This is a genomic window from Streptomyces sp. NPDC058674, assembly GCF_042716505.1.
Lineage (GTDB): Bacteria > Actinomycetota > Actinomycetes > Streptomycetales > Streptomycetaceae > Streptomyces.
On sequence record NZ_JBHXSC010000031.1, the window covers coordinates 21,547 to 38,192 of the forward strand.

Here is a 16,646-nt window from a genome sequence, read left to right on the forward strand (position 1 = left end):
CTGTCGGCTGCTGGGTACGTACGGTGCTGCCGGAGATCAGGCTCCGGTGCCGCCGCCGCCCGGAACGTTGGATGCGGCCGAGATGATCTCGTCGATCAGGCCGTAGTCCTTGGCCTCCTCGGAGGTGAACCAACGGTCGCGGTCACCGTCGCGGATGATCGCCTCGACAGTCTGGCCCGAGTGGAACGCGGTGATCTCGGCCATGCGCTGCTTGGTGCGCAGCAGGTACTGGGCCTGGATCTTGATGTCCGAGGCGGTGCCACCGATGCCGGCGGAGCCCTGGTGCATCAGGATGTCGGTGTTCGGGAGGGCGAAGCGCTTGCCCTTGGCACCGCCGGTGAGCAGGAACTGGCCCATCGAGGCCGCCATGCCCATGCCGATGGTGACGACGTCGTTCGGGATGTACTGCATGGTGTCGTAGACCGCCATGCCCGCCGTCACCGAGCCGCCGGGGCTGTTGATGTACAGGAAGATGTCCTTCTCCGGCTCCGCGGCCAGGAGGAGGAGCTGCGCCGTGATCTTGTTCGCGATGTCGTCGTCGACCTGCTGGCCGAGGAAGATGATGCGCTCGCCGAGCAGCCGGTTGTAGACATGGTCGCCGAGGCCGCCACCGATGGACGGCTCACCCGCGGCGTAAGGCTTCAGATTCGTCACGTATCCACCTGCTCGTCTCCGACGGCCATGTGCCGTCTCAGCGTCTCGTTCTGGGGCGCGGCCCGACCGGTGCGGACAAGTCCGCCGGCTCCGGGTACTCCCGTGCCCTCGTATTCATGGACCCTAACGCGCAGGTGGGACAACGCCATCCCGCTTCCCGAACTGTTCGCTCGGAGCGCAAGGTGCGCACCCCCTCCGGCGGCCGTGCCGAAGGGCCCGGACGCGGCTGCGTCCGGGCCCTTCGGGGCACTGCTCGGCGGGCCTGGCCCGGGGTGTTACTTGGCCTCTTCGGCCTTGTCCTCGGCGTCGGCCTCGGCAGCGTCGGCGGCCGGGGCGGCCTCCACGGCGGCCTCGTCCTCATCCTCGTCCGAGAGGTCGACGACCTCACCGTTGGTGTCGGTGACCTTGGCGGCCTCGACGACGACCGCGAGGGCCTTGCCGCGGGCGACCTCGCCGACCAGCATCGGGACCTGGCCGCCCTCGACGACGGCCTGGGCGAACTGGTCGGGGGACATGCCGGAGGACTGCGCGCGCCGCATGAGGTGCTCGGTGAGCTCCTCCTGGTTGACGCCCAGCTTCTCCTTGTTGACCAGCGCGTCGAGGACGAACTGGGTCTTGATGCCCTTGACCGCCTGCTCGGAGGTCTCGGCGTCGAACTCCTCGACGGTCTTGCCCTGGAACTCCAGGTACTTCTCGATGGTCAGACCCATCTGGCCGAGCTGGTGGTGCTCCAGGTTGTGCTTGCGGGTCTGGACCTCGTCCGCGAGGAGCTTCTCGGGGATCGGCACCTCGACGAGCTCGAGGAGCTTCTCCAGGACGCGCTCCTGGGCCTGCGTGGCCTGCTCGTACTGCTTCGCGTTCTCAAGGCGCGTACGGCTGTCGGCCTTGAGCTCGTCGAGGGTGTCGAACTCGCTCGCCATCTGCGCGAACTCGTCGTCCAGCTCCGGCAGCTCGCGGGCGGAGACCTTGGTGACCTTGACGGTGACCTCGGCGTCCTTGCCCTCGGCGGAGCCGCCCTTCAGCTGGGAGGTGAAGGTGGCCTCGCCGCCGGCCTCCAGGCCCTTGACGGCCTCGTCGATGCCCTCGAGAAGCTCGCCCGAGCCGATGGTGTAGGACACGTCGGAGGCGACGCCGTCCTCCAGCACCTCTCCGTCGACCTTGGCCTCGAGGTCGAGGGTGACGACGTCACCCTCCTCGGCGGCGCGCTCGACGTCCTTGGTGGACGCGAAGCGGCCGCGCAGCTGCTCGACCGACTTCTCGACGTCCTCGTCGGAGACCTCGATGGCGTCGACCTCGACCTCGATGCCGGAGTAGTCCGGGATCTCGATCTCGGGGCGCACGTCGACCTCGGCGGTGAAGGCCAGCAGCTCGCCGTCCTTCAGCTCCGTGATGTCGACCTCGGGCTGGCCCAGCGGGTTCAGGTCGGCCTCGTTGACCGCCTCGGTGTAGAACTTCGGGAGGGCGTCGTTGACGGCCTCCTCCAGCACCGCACCGCGGCCGAAGCGCTGGTCGATGACGCGGGCCGGGATCTTGCCCTTGCGGAAGCCCTTCACCGTGACCTGCTGGTTGATCTTCTTGTAGGCCGCGTCGAGGCTGTCCTTGAGCTCCTCGAAGGGCACCTCAACAGTGAGCCGAACCCGAGTCGGGTTCAGGGTCTCCACGGCGCTCTTCACGGTTCGGTCTCCTTGTGGCTGACTGCTGGGGGTTCTGCCGTCACGCTGCGATTCAGCGGTTCAGCGGACTTCGGCCCGGTACATCAGACACACGGGCACGCAGCTTGCATAGTAACCGCAAGCGGCAATCAGCCCACAACGCGATCTTGTGGCGGCCCTCTGGCGAGACGCTGCCGGTGGTCGGGGTGGCCGGATTCGAACCGACGACCTTCCGCTCCCAAAGCGGACGCGCTACCAAGCTGCGCCACACCCCGTCGGTGCGACACGTAGGGTACATGCCCGGAGACCCTCTGATGTGCGGGATTCCACAGCACCTCCGGACGAACGCCGCCCCGGACCCCGGAATGCGGTGTGCACCGACCCGGCGCGACCCGCTAGGATGGCGCTCGTGCCCCGGTCCCCGGACGGGCGGCGCGCGTGTTGCGGGTGTAGCTCAATGGTAGAGCACTAGTCTTCCAAACTAGCTACGCGGGTTCGATTCCCGTCACCCGCTCTGAAGCGAAAAGGGCCAGTTCAGAGGACGTTTCCTCGACCTGGCCCTTCGCCGTTCCCGGGGCCCCGATCAGCCCTCCGTGCCCCCGGCGTGCCCCTTCCGCTGCGGATCTTCGTTCGTGCGCCGGGCGCAGGAGCTCTTGATCTCCCAGGGAGTGTTGGAGGGTCGCGCGGGCTCGGGTACGTACATCGCGGAGCCGCGGCAGCGCATGCGGGTCGTCCGTTCGTCGGCTCGTGAGCAGCCTGGCGGTTCTCCGTTCCGTGCGGACATGCAGGCCTTGGGCAGGCAGGGGAACTGGGAGAGCCGGACCGAGGCGAAGGTGCCCGCACCGGCTGATATCGCGGCACGTCTCGGCATCGCCGTTGGGGAGCTGTGCGTGCGCACGATGTACGAGTTCCTCGCCGATGGCCGACCGGTGCAGCTGTCGACGAGTTGGGAGCCGTACGAGCTCACCGCCGGCACGCTCGTGGTACCGCCCGGGTGGACCGCATGCCGGCATGGGCGTCGTCGAGGCATTCATGGCCGGTAGATCGGGCGGGAGCGTTCGCCGGGTTTGTAGCAGCACAGGGCTGCGATGGAGAAGCGGCGCTGGGAACGGCCTCGGACCCGGACGACCGGTGCGGTTCCGTGCCGGCTCCAGGTGCGGAAGGTCGGCGGCGTCATCGAGAACCCGGCTTCGCCTTCGAAGACGACCCCGGCCCCGAGCGCCGACGCGGTGGTTCCACGTGCGGCCACACGTCCTGCTCTTGTCCGCACTCGGGTCGAGGCGCTCGAAGAAGGACGTGTAGCGCTTGAAATTGCGGACCAGGCCGTCCACGCCCTCGTTGAAACCATGCCTGACCAGCAGCAATCAAACGCTACGCCCGGTGGAGACAGGGGCTCTCCGGATGAACAAACCCTTTGGATCGCTCATGCTCGGCCGATGCGTTGATTGCTAAGCGCGCCTCTCATGCTGGCTCACCATGCAAGCGCATGATGCCGGAAGGAGGCGCGCAGGCGTTCTCCCTGGCTTCACCGACCCTCGAATGGATGTTGTACCCACCAGGAAAGAGGGCTTTCATGAGTCTCGAAAGCAGAGCCGGGGCCGATCTCGGCCCGATTCCGAAGCGGAGCACATTGCTCACCGGCACCGCGATGGCGTCACTGGCTCTTGTGATGCTGGGCTTCGCCAGCCCCGCTCTGGCAGCTGCACCCACCCACCGGACGGCAGAGGAGGCGAGCCTGTCGTCAGCCGGCGACAAGTGCGACAGGCCGGGACACTCCCACGGTGACGGCTCGATCTCCACCGGAGATAGTGGCGCAGACAGGTGCAAAGGCAAGCCCGGACCCCCCGGACCTCCCGGACCTCCCGGACCCCCCGGACCAGGTGCCGTTCTGACCACCTTCCAGGTGGAGGGAACACTGGTCGTAGCGCCATCGGGCACCAATGCGACGTCCATCGCGACGTGCCCCACCGGAAGTGTCGTCACAGGCGGCGGGTTCGTCGTCGTTCCGGAGCCGGGGGCGGACATCGAATTCTTCGTCCTTGAGAACCAGAGGGGTACGGGCAACTCGTGGCAAGTGACCATCGACCCCAATGAGCAAACCACCTTCCGCGCCGTCGCGGAATGCGCCACATTGAGCTGACCCTGCCAGCAGGAAGCCGCCGGAAGTCGCGGACTTGCTGGCCATGGCGGCATGAGATCGCAGAGAAGATCATCCAATGCGTGACCCGGGAATCGTGCGGAATATCGCCCGCTAGCTGCTGCTGACGCAAGCGGGATGGCCGGGTAAGGGTGCCGGTGGGACTGGCCAGGATGATGGCCGGTCCCACCGACGTCGCGCGGGTGCATGGCGGGGTGTCGCGGGGAACTGCGGCAAGAGTGCAGGGAAGGTGCAGGTCAACGGCGTGGACGGTCACAGGGTGGGCAGGTACGCGATCTTCCGAACTAGCTACGCGGGTTCGATTCCCGTCACCCGCTCTGAAGCGAAAAGGGCCAGGTCAGAGGATGTTTCTTCCGCCTGGCCCTTCGTCGTTCCCGGGTCGGCGTGATCCCCGCCCGGGAGCGGGTCGGGCCCCTTGTTCGGGACGACGGGCACTTCGTGGGGGCGGGCCTGTTCTGGCCCGAGAGGGAGGCTGCCGCGGCCGCCGCGTCAACGACGGCGCGAACGCGTGCCGCAGCCCCGCCGAGTCTTTTCGCGCTGCCGGGCGGTCGGCTCTCCCGGGTGCCCGCCGCACAGGCACCCTGACCGGCGGACTCCCCGTGCGGGCGTGGTGGAGGACGGCGGCAGGGGTGCGCAGGGCGCGGTCGAGGGGTCAGAGTTTGATGTTCGCGATCATGGTTGCCAGGGAGTTCAGGAAGCGGTTGACGTCGTCGGCGATGGAGCTGGACGCCAGGAAGAAGCCGAAGAGGGCGGCGATGATGGCCGGGCCCGCCTTGATGTGGTTGCCGCGGATCAGCACCACCAGGATGACCGCCAACAGAACCACCACTGACAGCGAAATGGCCACTACTGATCACACCTTCGGTCGTCCCCTGGTCGGCCCGGGGCGCGCGGCCGTGCGCGCCCCCACATGCTTCATCCTCCCACCAACGTGCCCCGGCTATCCGCTCTGTGACGAATCACCATCGTTCCGTTTTCGCCAACCGCACCCTCGACGGGCATATTTCGGGCACGGCGCGGGGGTCACGGGGTGGGGAGGCCGAGGAGGGAGCGGACATACGCGTACTTCGCGGACAGTCGCTCCCGGGTGGGGGCGTCCAGTACGGACAGGCGGGCGGGGTCGGCGTTGTGCGCGAGGTCGGACTCCTTGACCAGCAGGGCCCCCGGGGTGGCGAGGATGCGGGCCGTGTACCGCTCGACCGGTTCGTCGGGGCGCTTGGTGACCGCGAGGACCATGTCCTTCACCGGCTGCGGGAGGGCGGCCGCGTCCAGCCAGGTGAGGCTCAGGGCCTCGTCCTCGATCGCGTCGTGGAGCCAGGCCGCCGCCTGCTGGTCGGGGCTGCCGCCGCGCTGGCGGACTCCCTCGGCCACGGCGGCCAGGTGCTCGGCGTACGGGCGGCCGGCCTTGTCGGTCTGGCCCTCGTGCGCGGCGCGGGCGAGGGCTTCGACTTCGAGGAGGGTGAGCGGCTGCTGCGTCATGCGGTCTCCCTTGCTGCCCTGCGGAGGGCCTCGGCGGCGCGCCGCACGTCCGCGTGCGTGGTGCGCCAGTTGGAGAACGCCGCACGCAGGGCCGGGGTTCCCCCGTAGCGGGTGGGGGTGACGAACACCTCCGCGGAGGCGGCGCGCGCGAGGGCGGCGAGCCGGTCCGGGGAGGGGCCGGCGGCGAGGGTGAAGCAGACCACGTTCAGGCGGACCGGGGCGAGCAGCCGGAACGCGGGATCGGCGGAGAGCCGGTCGCCCAGGTCGCGGGCGCAGGCGATGTCGCGTTCGACGATCTCCCGTTGGCCCTGACGCCCGTACGCGCGGAGCGTGAACCAGGCGGCGAGGGCGCGCAGTCGGTGGGAGTTCTCCGGGGTGAGGTGGACCAGGTCGGGGTGGTCGCCGAGGGGGCCGAGGTAGGCGGCGGAGTTCTGGAAGACGCGGGCCTGGAGGTCGCGGCGGCGGGTGAACTGGACGGCGCTGTCGTAGGGGACGTTGAGCCATTTGTGCAGGTCGACGCAGAGGGAGTCGGAGGCGTCGAGGCCGGCGGCGAGGTGGGCGTGGTCCGGGGAGAGGGCGGCGAAGGCGCCGAAGGCGGCGTCGGTGTGCAGCCAGAAGTCGTGGCGGGGGCGCAGCGCGGCGATCGCCGGGAGGTCGTCGAAGTCCACCGTGTTGACGGTTCCGGCGTTGGCGACGACCACGGCCGGCCCGGGGGCGTCGGCGAGCGCGCGGTCGAGGGCGGCGGGGTCCACGGCCTCGCGGCCGGGGAGGGTGGGGACCGGGACGAGGGCGGCGCGGCCGAGGCCGAGGACGGAGAGGGCCTTGGCGATGGAGGAGTGCGGGGCGCCGGACAGGACCCGGACCGGGCCCAGGGCCGCCGCGCCGTCCTCGGACGGGGAGACGCCGAGGCGTTCGCCGAGCCATTCGCGGGCGATGGCCAGGCCGGTGGTGTTGGACATCGTGGCGCCGCTGACGAAGGTGCCGGCGTGAGCGGTGGAGAGGCCGAAGAGCTCGCGGAGCCAGCCGACAGTCTCGCGTTCGAGGTCCTGGCCCCCGCCGTCGAGGGAGGAGTTGGAGTTCTGGTCGTGGACGGCGGTGAGCCAGTCTCCGGCGAGGGCGGCGGGGGTCGCTCCGCCGGTGACGAAGCCGAGGTAGCGGGGGCCTGCGGAGGCCGAAAGGCGCGGTGCCCAGCGGTCCTGGAAGGCGGCGAGGGCGGCGACCGCGCCGGAGGCCCGCTCGGGGAGGGGTTCGGGGACGGGCTCGGGGTGTGGCTCAGGGCCGAGCGGGGTCGGGGTCGGGGCGGTGGGTACGACGGGCCGGGCGTCGAGGGTCGCCAGCGCGTCGACGGCGGCGCGGCGGGTGGCGTCCAGGAGTTCGGGGAGCCGGTCGAGGTCGGCGGCGAGCGTGCGGTCCATGGGGGCACCGTAGGCCGCGCGGGGGTGGCGCGGACGGGCCAATCGGGGGTGATTGGCCCGTGTGCCGAACGTCCTGGTCCGTCGGCCCGCGTTCAGTCCGTGTCGGGTGGGCGGCGACGGCGCGGCCTCGGCGCTGCTCTGCGCATCCGCTGGGGACTCCTGGAGCCCGGGGCGGGGTGGCCGTAGGGTCGGCGGGTGAGAGTGAAGCGGCGGGTGCGGGGCATGGTCGGGGGCTGGGTCGCGGCAGGGGTGCTGGCGGGGGCAGCGGGGTGTGCCACGCCTCCCCCGCCTGCTGCGGCGCCCGGTCCGGTGCGGGTGCCCGAGTCGACGGCGTCGGCGTCGGCATCGGCATCGGGGACGCCGGACGCGGGGCTGTGGGGTACGCAGCCGGAGCGGCCCACGTCGGTGTGTCCCGAGGGCGGGGTACGGCTGTTGGAGGACGGCCCGGGGGATGCGGCGATGGGACTGCGGTTGCAGAGCTTCCGACTGGTCAACTGCGGCTCGGACGTGTACGAGTTGAACGGCTACCCGGAGGTCCGGCTGTCGGACGGGGAGAACCGGCCGGTGGCGGTGGAGGTGGGGAACGGCTCGGCTCCCGTCACCTCTGAGGTGCCCTCCGTGGACGCGCCGCCGGTACGGGTGGTGCTCGCGCCGGGAGCAGCCGCCTCGGTCACGATGGTGTGGCGCAACCGGGTCACCGACGTGACCGTGCCGGCGGTGGAGGGCTGGGTGCTGGACGTACGCCCGAGGCCGGGCGCGCCCCGGGTGTCGCTGCGGCTGAGCCGGCCCGTCGATCTCGGGAACACCGGGCAGTTGGGTACGGGTGCGTGGCAGCCCCTGACCCGCTGACCCGCTGACCCGCCGACCCGCCGATCCGCCGACCCGCTGGCCTACTGACCCGCTCACTCGTCGACCCAGCGACCCATTGGCCTGCCGGCCTGTCTGGCCTGTCGCCACTCGCCGGCCTTCGGACGGGTGGACGCGGTGGCCGCTCCTGAGGGGCAAGGGCGAGTCCGGGGCTCCCGCGGCGGGACCTGCGGTCGGCTGAGCCGTACGGGCCAGGGCCGCGGCGGGGCGAGCGGACGGGTTACGGGCCGGGGCAATCAGACGGGCCCGGATTCGGAGCCGGTTACGGACCGGCCCCGGCCGGCGTCGCCGCTGCCGTCGCGGCCCCTGTCGACGCGGCCGCGCGACGTACCCCGCGACCCACAACGCACCGCACATCCCGCACGTCCCACAGGGCACCGCCCGGCGTACACGGCACCGCACGCCCGGCCGCGTGCCGCCCGGCGCGCGGCGTGCGCGGTGCGCGGTGCGGGGCACCCGGCAGGTCCGAGGGGGGGTCAGGCCGAGCGGCGGATCAGGAGGAGGGCGCGGTCGTCGTTGACGTCCTTGGCGACCTTTTCGATCAGGTGCCAGGCGGCGCCCTCCCAGCCGGCGGCGACGTAGCGGTCGGCTTCGCCGGTGAGCCGGTCGATGCCCTCGCTGATCTCCCGCTCGGCGGTCTCGACCAGGCCGTCGGTGAAGAGCATCAGGACGTCGCCCCGGCGCAGGTTCCCGCGGGCCGGGGTGAATTCGGCGCCGTCGTAGACCCCGAGCAGCGGTCCGTCGCCGGTCTTCTCCTGCCAGCGGCCGGTGCCGGCGGAGAGTTGGAGGGCGGGGAGGTGGCCGGCCGAGAGCAGCTCGTAGTCCCCCGTCTCCAGATCCAGGACCAGGTGGATGGAGGTGGCGAAGCCCTCGTCCCAGTCCTGGCGGAGCAGGTAGCCGTTGGCGGCGGGCAGGAAGCCGTGGGGCGGCAGCGCGCCGAGGAGTCCGCCGAAGGCGCCCGAGAGCAGCAGGGCTCGGGAGCCGGCCTCCATGCCCTTGCCGGAGACGTCGGTGAGGACGATCTCCAGGGTGCGGCCGCCGTTGGTGCGGGCGGCGACGACGAAGTCGCCGGAGAAGGACTGGCCGCCGGCCGGCCGCAGGGCCATCTCGCGGTGCCAACCGCGCGGCAGGGCGGGCAGCTTGCTCTGCACCCGGATGCGTTCGCGCAGGTCGAAGAGCATGGTCCCGCCGCGCCGCCAGGGCACGCCGACGCGGCTGCGGAACTGGGCGATGACGAGGCCGAAGAACCCGCAGGCGGCGACGACCAGCACGGTGCCGGGGGTGACCCGCGCCGGGCCCTGGGTGTACGGGCCGAGGACGAGGGCCTCGACGATCAGTGCGGTCGCGGAGGCGGCGTACAGCGCGAGGAGGCTGGCGGGGCGCAGCAGCAGCCCGCCCGCGACGATCGGCAGGACGAGCGCCGAGGGCGAGAACCACACCGGCATCATCAGGGTGCCGCAGGCTATGGCCGGGACGGTGAGCAGCAGGCCGCCGAAGGCGAGCCAGTCGGAGGCGTCGCCGCGGAAGTAGTCGACGGCGGATTTGCGCAGGGCGGTGCGGGCCCGGTGCGACAGCATGCGCATCCGGGCCGTAAGGGTCTCCACGCGTGCTCCGGCCATTGCTCCGGGACCTTATCCATCATGGCTGTGGATGCGCAGGGGTACCCCCGGACCTGGGATTCCCGCGGCGCCCGAAAACGCTTCGACTGCGCCGGAACGCCCTGATAGGGATGGCCTCATGGCCCTTGAGATGCGCGTATTGCAGCCTGATGAGTGGGATGTCTGGTACGACCAGCTGGAACTGGCGTTCGGTGGTGTGCCCGAGTCTCCGCAGGAGCGGACGCTCTACGAAGCGCTGACGGAGCCGGAGCGCTCCCTCGGCGTCTGGGACGGCGGGACGTGCGTGGGCTCCGCCGGTGCCTTCTCCTTCCGTCTCTCGGTGCCGGGCGGCGTGCTGGTCCCGGCGGCCGGGGTGACGATGGTGGGGGTCTCCCCGACCCACCGGCGGCGCGGGGTCCTGACGTCCCTGATGCGGCGCCAGTTGGACGACGTCCGCGAGGGTGGCGAACCGCTCGCCGTGCTGACGGCCTCGGACCCGGCGATCTACAGCCGCTTCGGCTACGGCACCGCGGCGTACGACCTGGGCGTGGACATCGACACGAGCCGGGTGCGCCTGGACGTGCCGCCGGGCACGGACGAGGTGCGGCTGCGCCTGGTCGACCCGCGGGAGGCGCTGGCCGACTGCGAGCGGGTGTACGCGGCGCTGGTCCCGGGCCGGCCCGGGATGCCGGCCCGGCAGCGGGGCTGGGAGCGGCAGGCGCTGCTGGACCCGCCGGCGATGCGCGGCGGCGGGTCGCCGCTGAAGTGCGTGGTCGCCGAGCGGGCGGACGGCGAGGTGGTCGGGTACGCCCGCTACCGGGTCAAGGCCGACTGGGACTGGACCGGCGCGGACGGCGGGGTGGACGTCGGCGACCTGGACGCACTCGACCCGGCGGCGTACGCGGCGCTGTGGCGCTACCTGTGCGGGATCGACCTGACCTGGTCGGTGCGGGCGCGCAAGCGTCCGGTGGACGATGCGGTGCTGCACCTGGTCAGCGACGTCCGCCGCGCGAAGGCGCGCGTGCGGGACTCCCTGCACGTACGGCTGGTGGACCTGCCGGCGGCGCTGGAGGCCCGGACGTACGGGGCCGCGCTGGACGTGGTCCTGGAGGTGTCGGACGCGTTCTGTCCGTGGAACGAGGGGCGCTGGCGGCTGACCGCCGACGCGAAGGGCGGCGCGCGCTGCGCGCGGACCGGGGAGCCGGCGGAGCTGGCGCTGTCGACGCGGGAGCTGGGCTCGGCGTACCTGGGCGGCCCCACCCTCGCCTCGCTGGCGGCGGCCGGCCGGGTGCGCGAGCTGCGTCCGGGCGCCTTGGCGGCGGCCTCCCGCGCCTTCGCGGGCGACGTGGCCCCCTGGCTCCCGCACGGGTTCTAGGTCCCTGCCCCGGGGGCGACCCCGGGCCCGGCACCACCCGCGCCCCCCGGGCTCCGGCGCCCGCTCCGAAAGGCCCCCCGGCCTCCCGCGGCACCCTCGGGCCGCTCACCACCCGCGGTCACAGCGCTAGCGGGACTGGCAGGCGGGGCACCAGAAGAGGTTGCGGGCGGCGAGGCCGGCGGTGCGGATCTCTCCCCCGCAGACGTGACAGGGCTGGTTCGCCCGGCGGTAGACGTACACCTCGCCGCCGTGGTCGTCCACCCGCGGCGGCCGGCCCATCGCCTCGGGCAGGTGCTCGTCGCGGACGGTGTCGATCCGGTTGTTCCGCACGCCCTGGCGCATCAGGACGGCCAGGTCCGCCCACAGGGCGTCCCACTCGGCGCGGGTGAGGTCCCTGCCCGGCCGGTACGGGTCGATGCCGTGCCGGAAGAGGACCTCGGCCCGGTAGACGTTGCCGATGCCCGCGACGACCTTCTGGTCCATGAGCAGGGCGGCGACGGTGGTGCGGGAGCGGGATATCCGCTTCCAGGCCCGCTCGGGGTCGTCTCCGGCCCGCAGCGGGTCGGGGCCGAGCCGGTCGTGGACCGCCTTCTTCTCGCCCTCGCCGATCAGCGCGCAGGCGGTGGGGCCGCGCAGGTCGGCGTAGTGCTCCTCGTTCAGCAGCCGCAGCCGGACCGTCTCGGCCGCGGGCGGTGCCGGGGCGGGGCCGAAGCCGAGCTTGCCGAACAGGCCGAGGTGGATGTGGATCCAGGCGTCGCCGAGCTCGAGGAAGAGGTGCTTGCCGTGCGCCTCGGCGCCCGCCAGCTCGCGCCCGTCGAGCAGGGCCGCGCTCTGCGCGAAGCGGCCCTGGGGACTGCTGACGCGGACCGGGCGGGCGGCGAACCGCTCGGTGTGGTCCTGGGCGAGGCGGTGGATCGTATGCCCCTCGGGCACGGCGAACCTCCATGGGAAGGAAAACGGCCGCGCCGCCCCCCGCGGGGACGGCGCGGCCGGAAGCGGGATCAGCCCTGCGGGTGGTGGGCGGGGATCGGGGGAAGCTCGCCGGTCTGCTCGTAGGCGGAGAGCATCTCGATGCGGCGGGTGTGGCGCTCCTCGCCCGAGTACGGGGTCGCCAGGAAGGCCTCGATGAAGCTGACGGCCTCGTCCTGGGTGTGCATCCGGCCGCCGACGGAGATCACGTTGGCGTTGTTGTGCTCGCGGCCGAGCTGGGCGGTCTCGACGCTCCACGCCAGGACGGCGCGGACACCCTTGACCTTGTTCGCGGCGATCTGCTCGCCGTTGCCGGAGCCGCCGATCACGATGCCGAGGGCGTCGGCGTCCGCGGCGGTCTTCTCCGCGGCGCGCAGGCAGAACGGCGGGTAGTCGTCCACCGCGTCGTAGATGTGGGGCCCACAGTCGACGGGCTCGTGGCCGTTGTTCTTGAGCCAGTCCACCAGGTGGTTCTTGAGCTCAAAGCCGGCATGGTCGGATCCGAGGTACACGCGCATGGGTCGAGTGTGGCACGGGCGGGTCCGGCGGCGGGCGGCGGGTGTCGCGTAAGTCACGTCTAAAGCTCAAGTAAACCCAAAGAACGCAGATGGGACACGGCAGGGCCGGGTCCGGGACGTTCGCCCCCTCGCAACGATCCGGATTGAGGTCTTCCGTCTGCGTTCATCTCAGGTTTGAATGCCGGGGCTCGCAACCCGAGAACCTAAGGATCCGTCCATGAGCTCCACGACGACCCTTCAGAAGGCAGGCGACTCCTCCGGTGAACCCGGGGGCGCCCAGCCGTCAGACGGTCTGAAGGCCGGTCTCAAGAACCGCCACCTGTCCATGATCGCCATCGGCGGCGTCATCGGCGCCGGCCTCTTCGTCGGCTCCGGTGGCGGCATCGCCAAGGCCGGCCCCGCCATCCTGATCTCCTACGCGCTCGTCGGCGCGATGGTGGTCTTCGTGATGCGGATGCTCGGCGAGATGGCCGCCGCCAGCCCGAACTCGGGCTCCTTCTCCGCCTACGCCGACCGGGCGCTCGGCCGCTGGGCCGGCTTCTCCATCGGCTGGCTGTACTGGTTCTTCTGGGTCGTGGTGCTGGCCGTGGAGGCCACCGCCGGTGCGGCGATCCTCGAAAGCTGGATCCCGGCCGTCCCGCAGTGGGCCTGGGCCCTGATCGTGATGGCGGTGCTCACCGTCACGAACCTCGGCTCCGTCGCCTCGTACGGCGAGTTCGAGTTCTGGTTCGCGGGGATCAAGGTCGTCGCCATCAGCGCCTTCGTGGTCGTCGGCATGCTGGCCGTCTTCGGCCTGCTGCCCGGCTCCGACAACCCGGGTGCGGGCTTCGCCCACCTGACCGACACCGGCGGCTTCATGCCGAACGGCGCGGGCTCCATCCTGACCGGCGTGCTGATGGTCGTCTTCTCCTTCATGGGCAGCGAGATCGTCACGCTGGCCGCGGGCGAGTCCGAGGACCCGCGCCGCGCGGTCACCAAGGCCACCAACTCGGTGATCTGGCGCATCGGCATCTTCTACCTGGGTTCGATCTTCATCGTGCTCACCCTGCTGCCGTGGAACGACCCCTCGATCACCGAGAAGGGCTCGTACGTCGCCGCCCTCGACTCCATCGGCATCGCGCACGCCGGCACGATCATGGAGGTCATCATCCTGACCGCCGTGCTCTCCTGCCTGAACTCCGGCCTCTACACCGCCTCGCGGATGGCCTTCTCGCTCGGTGAGCGCGGAGACGCCCCGAAGGCGTTCGCCAAGGTCAACAAGCGGGGCGTACCGGTCGCCGCGATCCTGGGCTCCGTGGTCTTCGGCTTCGTCGCCGTCTACTTCAACTACGCCTTCAAGGACACGGTCTTCGACTTCCTGCTGAACTCCTCGGGCGCCATCGCCCTCTTCGTGTGGCTGGTCATCTGCCTGACGCAGCTGCGGATGCGCGGGATCCTCATGCGCGAGGCGCCGGAGAAGGTCACCGTGAAGATGTGGTTCTTCCCGTACCTGACCTGGGCCACGGCCGCGATGATCGTCCTGGTGCTGGGCTACATGTTCTTCGACGACGCCAACCGCCAGGTCGTCCTGCTGTCGGTGCTCGTGGCCGCCGTGGTGGTGGCGATCGGCGTGATCCGCGACGTGCGCCGCAAGGCCGCCGAGCGCGAGCGCGTCTAGCCCCCACCCCGTACGTCCTTGCCCGCACGCGGGACGACAGCAGCCCCGGACCGCCACTCGCGGTCCGGGGCTGCTGTCGTACGGGAGCCGTCGGCTCAGCCGCGGCGGCCCGCCAGCTTCCAGGCGGCCGGCAGCGCGCCCATCGCCAGCGCGGCCTTGAGCGCGTCGCCTATGAGGAACGGGGTCAGGCCCGCCGCGACCGCGGCGGACAGGGACATGCCGGTCGCGGCCATCAGGTAGGGCACGCCCACCGCGTAGATCACGGCCGAGCCGAGCACCATCGTGCCCGCGGTGCGCAGGACCGACCGGTCGGCGCCCTGCTGTGCGAAGGCGCCGACGACGGTGGCGGCGAGCAGCATGCCGAGCACGTAGCCGAAGGAGGCGCCGCTCGCTCCGGAGGTGCCGTTCGCGAACCACGGCACCCCGGCCGTGCCGAGGAGCGCGTACAGGGCGAGGGCGAGGAAGCCGCGGCGGGCGCCGAAGGAGGCGCCGACGAGGAGGGCCGCGAAGGTCTGGCCGGTGACCGGGACCGGGGAGCCGGGGACCGGGACGGCCACCTGGGCGGCAAGCCCGGTGAGCGCGGCTCCGCCGACGACGAGCGCGATGTCGCGGACGCGGCTCGCGGGCAGCAGGTCGGCGAGGACGGCGCCGGGCCGGAAGACGGCGGACGAGGCGGAAGCGGTGCTCATCGTGGCTCCGAGGGTGGGTGGTTCGACGGGACACCGCGACGTTAGTCCCGGCCCGGCCCCGGCCCCACCGTCGCGCGGGCACAAAGCAGTGATCCCCACCGTGGTGGGGAGTGCACAAAAATGCTCTACCACCCGGTATCCCGAGCGTACGAAGTGATGCGGATCACCCCCGGGAAAAGCGTGCGACATTCGTTTTGCCTCGCCGCTCCCCACTCGGCGAGACTGTCGGAATGTCACAAGCACCCCTGCCCGGACTCGCAGCGGAACCCCTGAGCCACGGCCTCAAGCAGCGCCATCTGACCATGCTGGGCCTCGGCGGCGTGATCGGTGCCGGGCTCTTCGTCGGCTCCGGCGCCGGCATCGGCATCGCCGGCCCCGCGATCATCTGCTCGTACCTGCTCGCGGGCCTCCTCGCGATGCTGGTGATGCGGGCGCTGGGCGAGATGTCCGCCGCCATGCCCGCCTCGGGCTCCTTCTCCGTGTACGCGGAGCGGGCGCTGGGCCGCTGGGCGGGCTTCTCGGCGGGCTGGCTGTACTGGTTCCTGCTGGTCGTGGTGCTCGCCGTGGAGGCGACCGGGGCCGCGAAGATCGCGAACGGCTGGGTGCCGTCGGTGGACCAGTGGGTCTGGGTGCTGATCTTCATGGTGGTCTTCACCGTGGCCAACCTGGCCGCCGTGAAGAACTTCGGCGAGTTCGAGTTCTGGTTCGCCGCCCTCAAGGTCGGCGCGATCGTGCTCTTCCTGATCCTCGGCACCCTCGCGGTCTTCGGCCTGCTCCCCGACACGGACCCGGTCGGCACCGCCAACCTGACCGGCCGGGGCGGCTTCTTCCCGGCCGGTCTCGGCGGGGTGGTCGCGGGCATGCTCGCGGTCGTCTTCGCCTTCGGCGGCCTGGAGGTCGTCACGATCGCGGCCGCCGAGTCGGACGACCCGGCCCGGTCCGTGGCCCGAGCGGTGCGCAGCGCGGTGTGGCGCATCCTCTTCTTCTACGTCGGCTCGATGGTGGTCATCGTGACGCTGCTGCCGTGGGACTCGCTGGAGCCCGGGCAGTCCCCGTACGTCGCCGTCCTCGACTCCATCGGCATTCCGGCGGCGGGCCAGATCATGAACATCGTGGTCTTCGTGGCCCTGCTGTCGGCGCTGAACGCGAACCTGTACGGGTCCTCGCGCATGGTGTTCTCGCTCGCCGAGCGGGGCGAGGCGCCGGGCGCGCTGCTGAAGGTCTCGGGCGGCGGGGTACCGCGCCGGGCGGTCTTCGCCTCGGTGGCCTTCGGGTTCGTCTCGGTGGTGCTGAACCTGCTGTGGCCGGACACGATCTTCCTGTACATGCTCAACGCGGTCGGCGCGGTACTGCTGTTCGTGTGGGCGCTCATCGCGGTCTCGCAGCTGAAACTGCGCCGGATCATCGAGCGGGACATGCCGGAGCGGCTCACCCTGCCGATGTGGTTCTTCCCGTACCTGACGTGGGCCGCCCTGTTCGGCATGGCGGCGGTGCTGGTCCTGATGCTGTTCGACGACGCGGCCCGGCCGCAGCTGCTGTGGTCGACCGGGGCCGCCGCCCTCGTCCTGCTGGTGGCGTGGGCGAGGGAGATCCGCGAGCGCCGGGCCGCCTGACA

13 protein-coding genes, 2 tRNA genes and 2 pseudogenes are annotated in these 16,646 nt (G+C 71.4%); 6 read left to right on the plus strand and 11 right to left on the minus strand.

What is annotated here, in order from left to right:
* Window positions 1-36 precede the first annotated feature (36 nt).
* The 3 genes from ACFWU6_RS17925 to ACFWU6_RS17935 all read right to left on the minus strand — a co-directional run bounded on the left by ACFWU6_RS17925 (window position 37) and on the right by ACFWU6_RS17935 (window position 2,581).
* A complete protein-coding gene (locus tag ACFWU6_RS17925; protein ID WP_150519636.1) occupies window positions 37-654 on the minus strand; it encodes an ATP-dependent Clp protease proteolytic subunit in 618 nt (205 codons plus the stop codon).
* Between the two features lie 275 nt (window positions 655-929).
* The gene (gene tig / locus ACFWU6_RS17930) at window positions 930-2,327 is read right to left on the minus strand and encodes a trigger factor (RefSeq protein WP_383981847.1); all 1,398 of its coding nucleotides are present in this window, start codon (window positions 2,325-2,327) and stop codon (window positions 930-932) included.
* A gap of 177 nt (window positions 2,328-2,504) precedes the next feature.
* Window positions 2,505-2,581 (minus strand) — tRNA-Pro (locus tag ACFWU6_RS17935).
* A gap of 168 nt (window positions 2,582-2,749) precedes the next feature.
* On the opposite strand from ACFWU6_RS17935, the gene ACFWU6_RS17940 reads away from it, so the two are divergent.
* Both ACFWU6_RS17940 and ACFWU6_RS17945 read left to right on the plus strand, forming a co-directional pair.
* Window positions 2,750-2,820, plus strand: a tRNA-Gly gene (locus ACFWU6_RS17940).
* Window positions 2,821-2,899: 79 nt separating this feature from the next.
* Window positions 2,900-3,329 (plus strand): annotated as a pseudogene (locus ACFWU6_RS17945) (UTRA domain-containing protein); the annotation flags it as partial.
* Window positions 3,330-3,339: 10 nt separating this feature from the next.
* On the opposite strand, the pseudogene ACFWU6_RS17950 reads toward ACFWU6_RS17945, so the two are convergent.
* The 4 genes and pseudogenes from ACFWU6_RS17950 to ACFWU6_RS17965 form a co-directional block, all read right to left on the minus strand.
* A pseudogene (locus ACFWU6_RS17950) lies at window positions 3,340-3,483 on the minus strand (IS630 family transposase); the annotation flags it as partial.
* 1,633 nt (window positions 3,484-5,116) lie between these two features.
* Window positions 5,117-5,311, minus strand: coding sequence for a hypothetical protein (locus tag ACFWU6_RS17955; protein WP_383801843.1), 195 nt, complete (start codon window positions 5,309-5,311; stop codon window positions 5,117-5,119).
* A 176-nt stretch (window positions 5,312-5,487) separates the two neighbouring features.
* On the minus strand, window positions 5,488-5,943 hold the full coding sequence (locus ACFWU6_RS17960) for an HD domain-containing protein (RefSeq protein ID WP_383801845.1): 456 nt from the start codon (window positions 5,941-5,943) through the stop codon (window positions 5,488-5,490).
* The gene (locus ACFWU6_RS17965; RefSeq protein ID WP_383981849.1) at window positions 5,940-7,358 is read right to left on the minus strand and encodes a pyridoxal phosphate-dependent decarboxylase family protein; all 1,419 of its coding nucleotides are present in this window, start codon (window positions 7,356-7,358) and stop codon (window positions 5,940-5,942) included. The genes ACFWU6_RS17960 and ACFWU6_RS17965 overlap by 4 nt, the downstream gene beginning before the upstream one ends.
* Window positions 7,359-7,580: 222 nt before the next feature.
* On the opposite strand from ACFWU6_RS17965, the gene ACFWU6_RS17970 reads away from it, so the two are divergent.
* The gene (locus ACFWU6_RS17970; protein WP_383981882.1) at window positions 7,581-8,207 is read left to right on the plus strand and encodes a DUF4232 domain-containing protein; all 627 of its coding nucleotides are present in this window, start codon (window positions 7,581-7,583) and stop codon (window positions 8,205-8,207) included.
* Between the two features lie 494 nt (window positions 8,208-8,701).
* Here the strand turns inward: ACFWU6_RS17970 and ACFWU6_RS17975 are convergent, their stop codons facing one another.
* A complete protein-coding gene (locus ACFWU6_RS17975) occupies window positions 8,702-9,844 on the minus strand; it encodes a PP2C family protein-serine/threonine phosphatase (protein ID WP_383801854.1) in 1,143 nt (380 codons plus the stop codon).
* Between the two features lie 118 nt (window positions 9,845-9,962).
* Here ACFWU6_RS17975 and ACFWU6_RS17980 point away from each other — a divergent pair, with 118 nt between their 5' ends.
* Window positions 9,963-11,198, plus strand: a complete 1,236-nt coding sequence (locus tag ACFWU6_RS17980; protein ID WP_383981851.1) for a GNAT family N-acetyltransferase — start codon at window positions 9,963-9,965, stop codon at window positions 11,196-11,198.
* Between the two features lie 126 nt (window positions 11,199-11,324).
* On the opposite strand, the gene ACFWU6_RS17985 is transcribed toward ACFWU6_RS17980, so the two are convergent.
* Both ACFWU6_RS17985 and ACFWU6_RS17990 read right to left on the minus strand, forming a co-directional pair.
* Complete coding sequence (locus tag ACFWU6_RS17985) at window positions 11,325-12,131, minus strand: Fpg/Nei family DNA glycosylase (RefSeq protein ID WP_383801860.1); 807 nt, start codon at window positions 12,129-12,131, stop codon at window positions 11,325-11,327.
* A gap of 68 nt (window positions 12,132-12,199) precedes the next feature.
* On the minus strand, window positions 12,200-12,685 hold the full coding sequence (locus ACFWU6_RS17990) for a ribose-5-phosphate isomerase (RefSeq protein WP_383981853.1): 486 nt from the start codon (window positions 12,683-12,685) through the stop codon (window positions 12,200-12,202).
* 217 nt (window positions 12,686-12,902) lie between these two features.
* Here ACFWU6_RS17990 and ACFWU6_RS17995 point away from each other — a divergent pair, with 217 nt between their 5' ends.
* Window positions 12,903-14,342, plus strand: coding sequence for an amino acid permease (locus ACFWU6_RS17995; RefSeq protein WP_383801865.1), 1,440 nt, complete (start codon window positions 12,903-12,905; stop codon window positions 14,340-14,342).
* 95 nt (window positions 14,343-14,437) lie between these two features.
* On the opposite strand, the gene ACFWU6_RS18000 is transcribed toward ACFWU6_RS17995, so the two are convergent.
* Window positions 14,438-15,031 carry a biotin transporter BioY gene (locus ACFWU6_RS18000; protein ID WP_383981855.1) on the minus strand — a complete coding sequence of 198 codons (594 nt, stop codon included), beginning with the start codon at window positions 15,029-15,031 and terminating at the stop codon, window positions 14,438-14,440.
* Between the two features lie 230 nt (window positions 15,032-15,261).
* On the opposite strand from ACFWU6_RS18000, the gene ACFWU6_RS18005 reads away from it, so the two are divergent.
* Entirely contained in the window at window positions 15,262-16,644 is a 1,383-nt protein-coding gene (locus ACFWU6_RS18005; RefSeq protein ID WP_383801871.1) for an amino acid permease, read from the plus strand.
* Window positions 16,645-16,646 lie beyond the last annotated feature (2 nt).

Bases quoted from the DNA above. Each gene is read 5' to 3' on its own strand.
- ACFWU6_RS17990 (WP_383981853.1), bottom strand. From the start codon at position 12,685: ATGCGCGTGTACCTCGGATCCGACCATGCCGGCTTTGAGCTCAAGAAC.
- ACFWU6_RS17980 (WP_383981851.1), top strand. From the start codon at position 9,963: ATGGCCCTTGAGATGCGCGTATTGCAGCCTGATGAGTGGGATGTCTGG.
- ACFWU6_RS17970 (WP_383981882.1), top strand. From the start codon at position 7,581: ATGGTCGGGGGCTGGGTCGCGGCAGGGGTGCTGGCGGGGGCAGCGGGG.
- ACFWU6_RS17965 (WP_383981849.1), bottom strand. From the start codon at position 7,358: ATGGACCGCACGCTCGCCGCCGACCTCGACCGGCTCCCCGAACTCCTG.
- ACFWU6_RS17975 (WP_383801854.1), bottom strand. From the start codon at position 9,844: ATGGCCGGAGCACGCGTGGAGACCCTTACGGCCCGGATGCGCATGCTG.
- ACFWU6_RS17995 (WP_383801865.1), top strand. From the start codon at position 12,903: ATGAGCTCCACGACGACCCTTCAGAAGGCAGGCGACTCCTCCGGTGAA.
- ACFWU6_RS18005 (WP_383801871.1), top strand. From the start codon at position 15,262: ATGTCACAAGCACCCCTGCCCGGACTCGCAGCGGAACCCCTGAGCCAC.
- ACFWU6_RS17960 (WP_383801845.1), bottom strand. From the start codon at position 5,943: ATGACGCAGCAGCCGCTCACCCTCCTCGAAGTCGAAGCCCTCGCCCGC.
- ACFWU6_RS18000 (WP_383981855.1), bottom strand. From the start codon at position 15,031: ATGAGCACCGCTTCCGCCTCGTCCGCCGTCTTCCGGCCCGGCGCCGTC.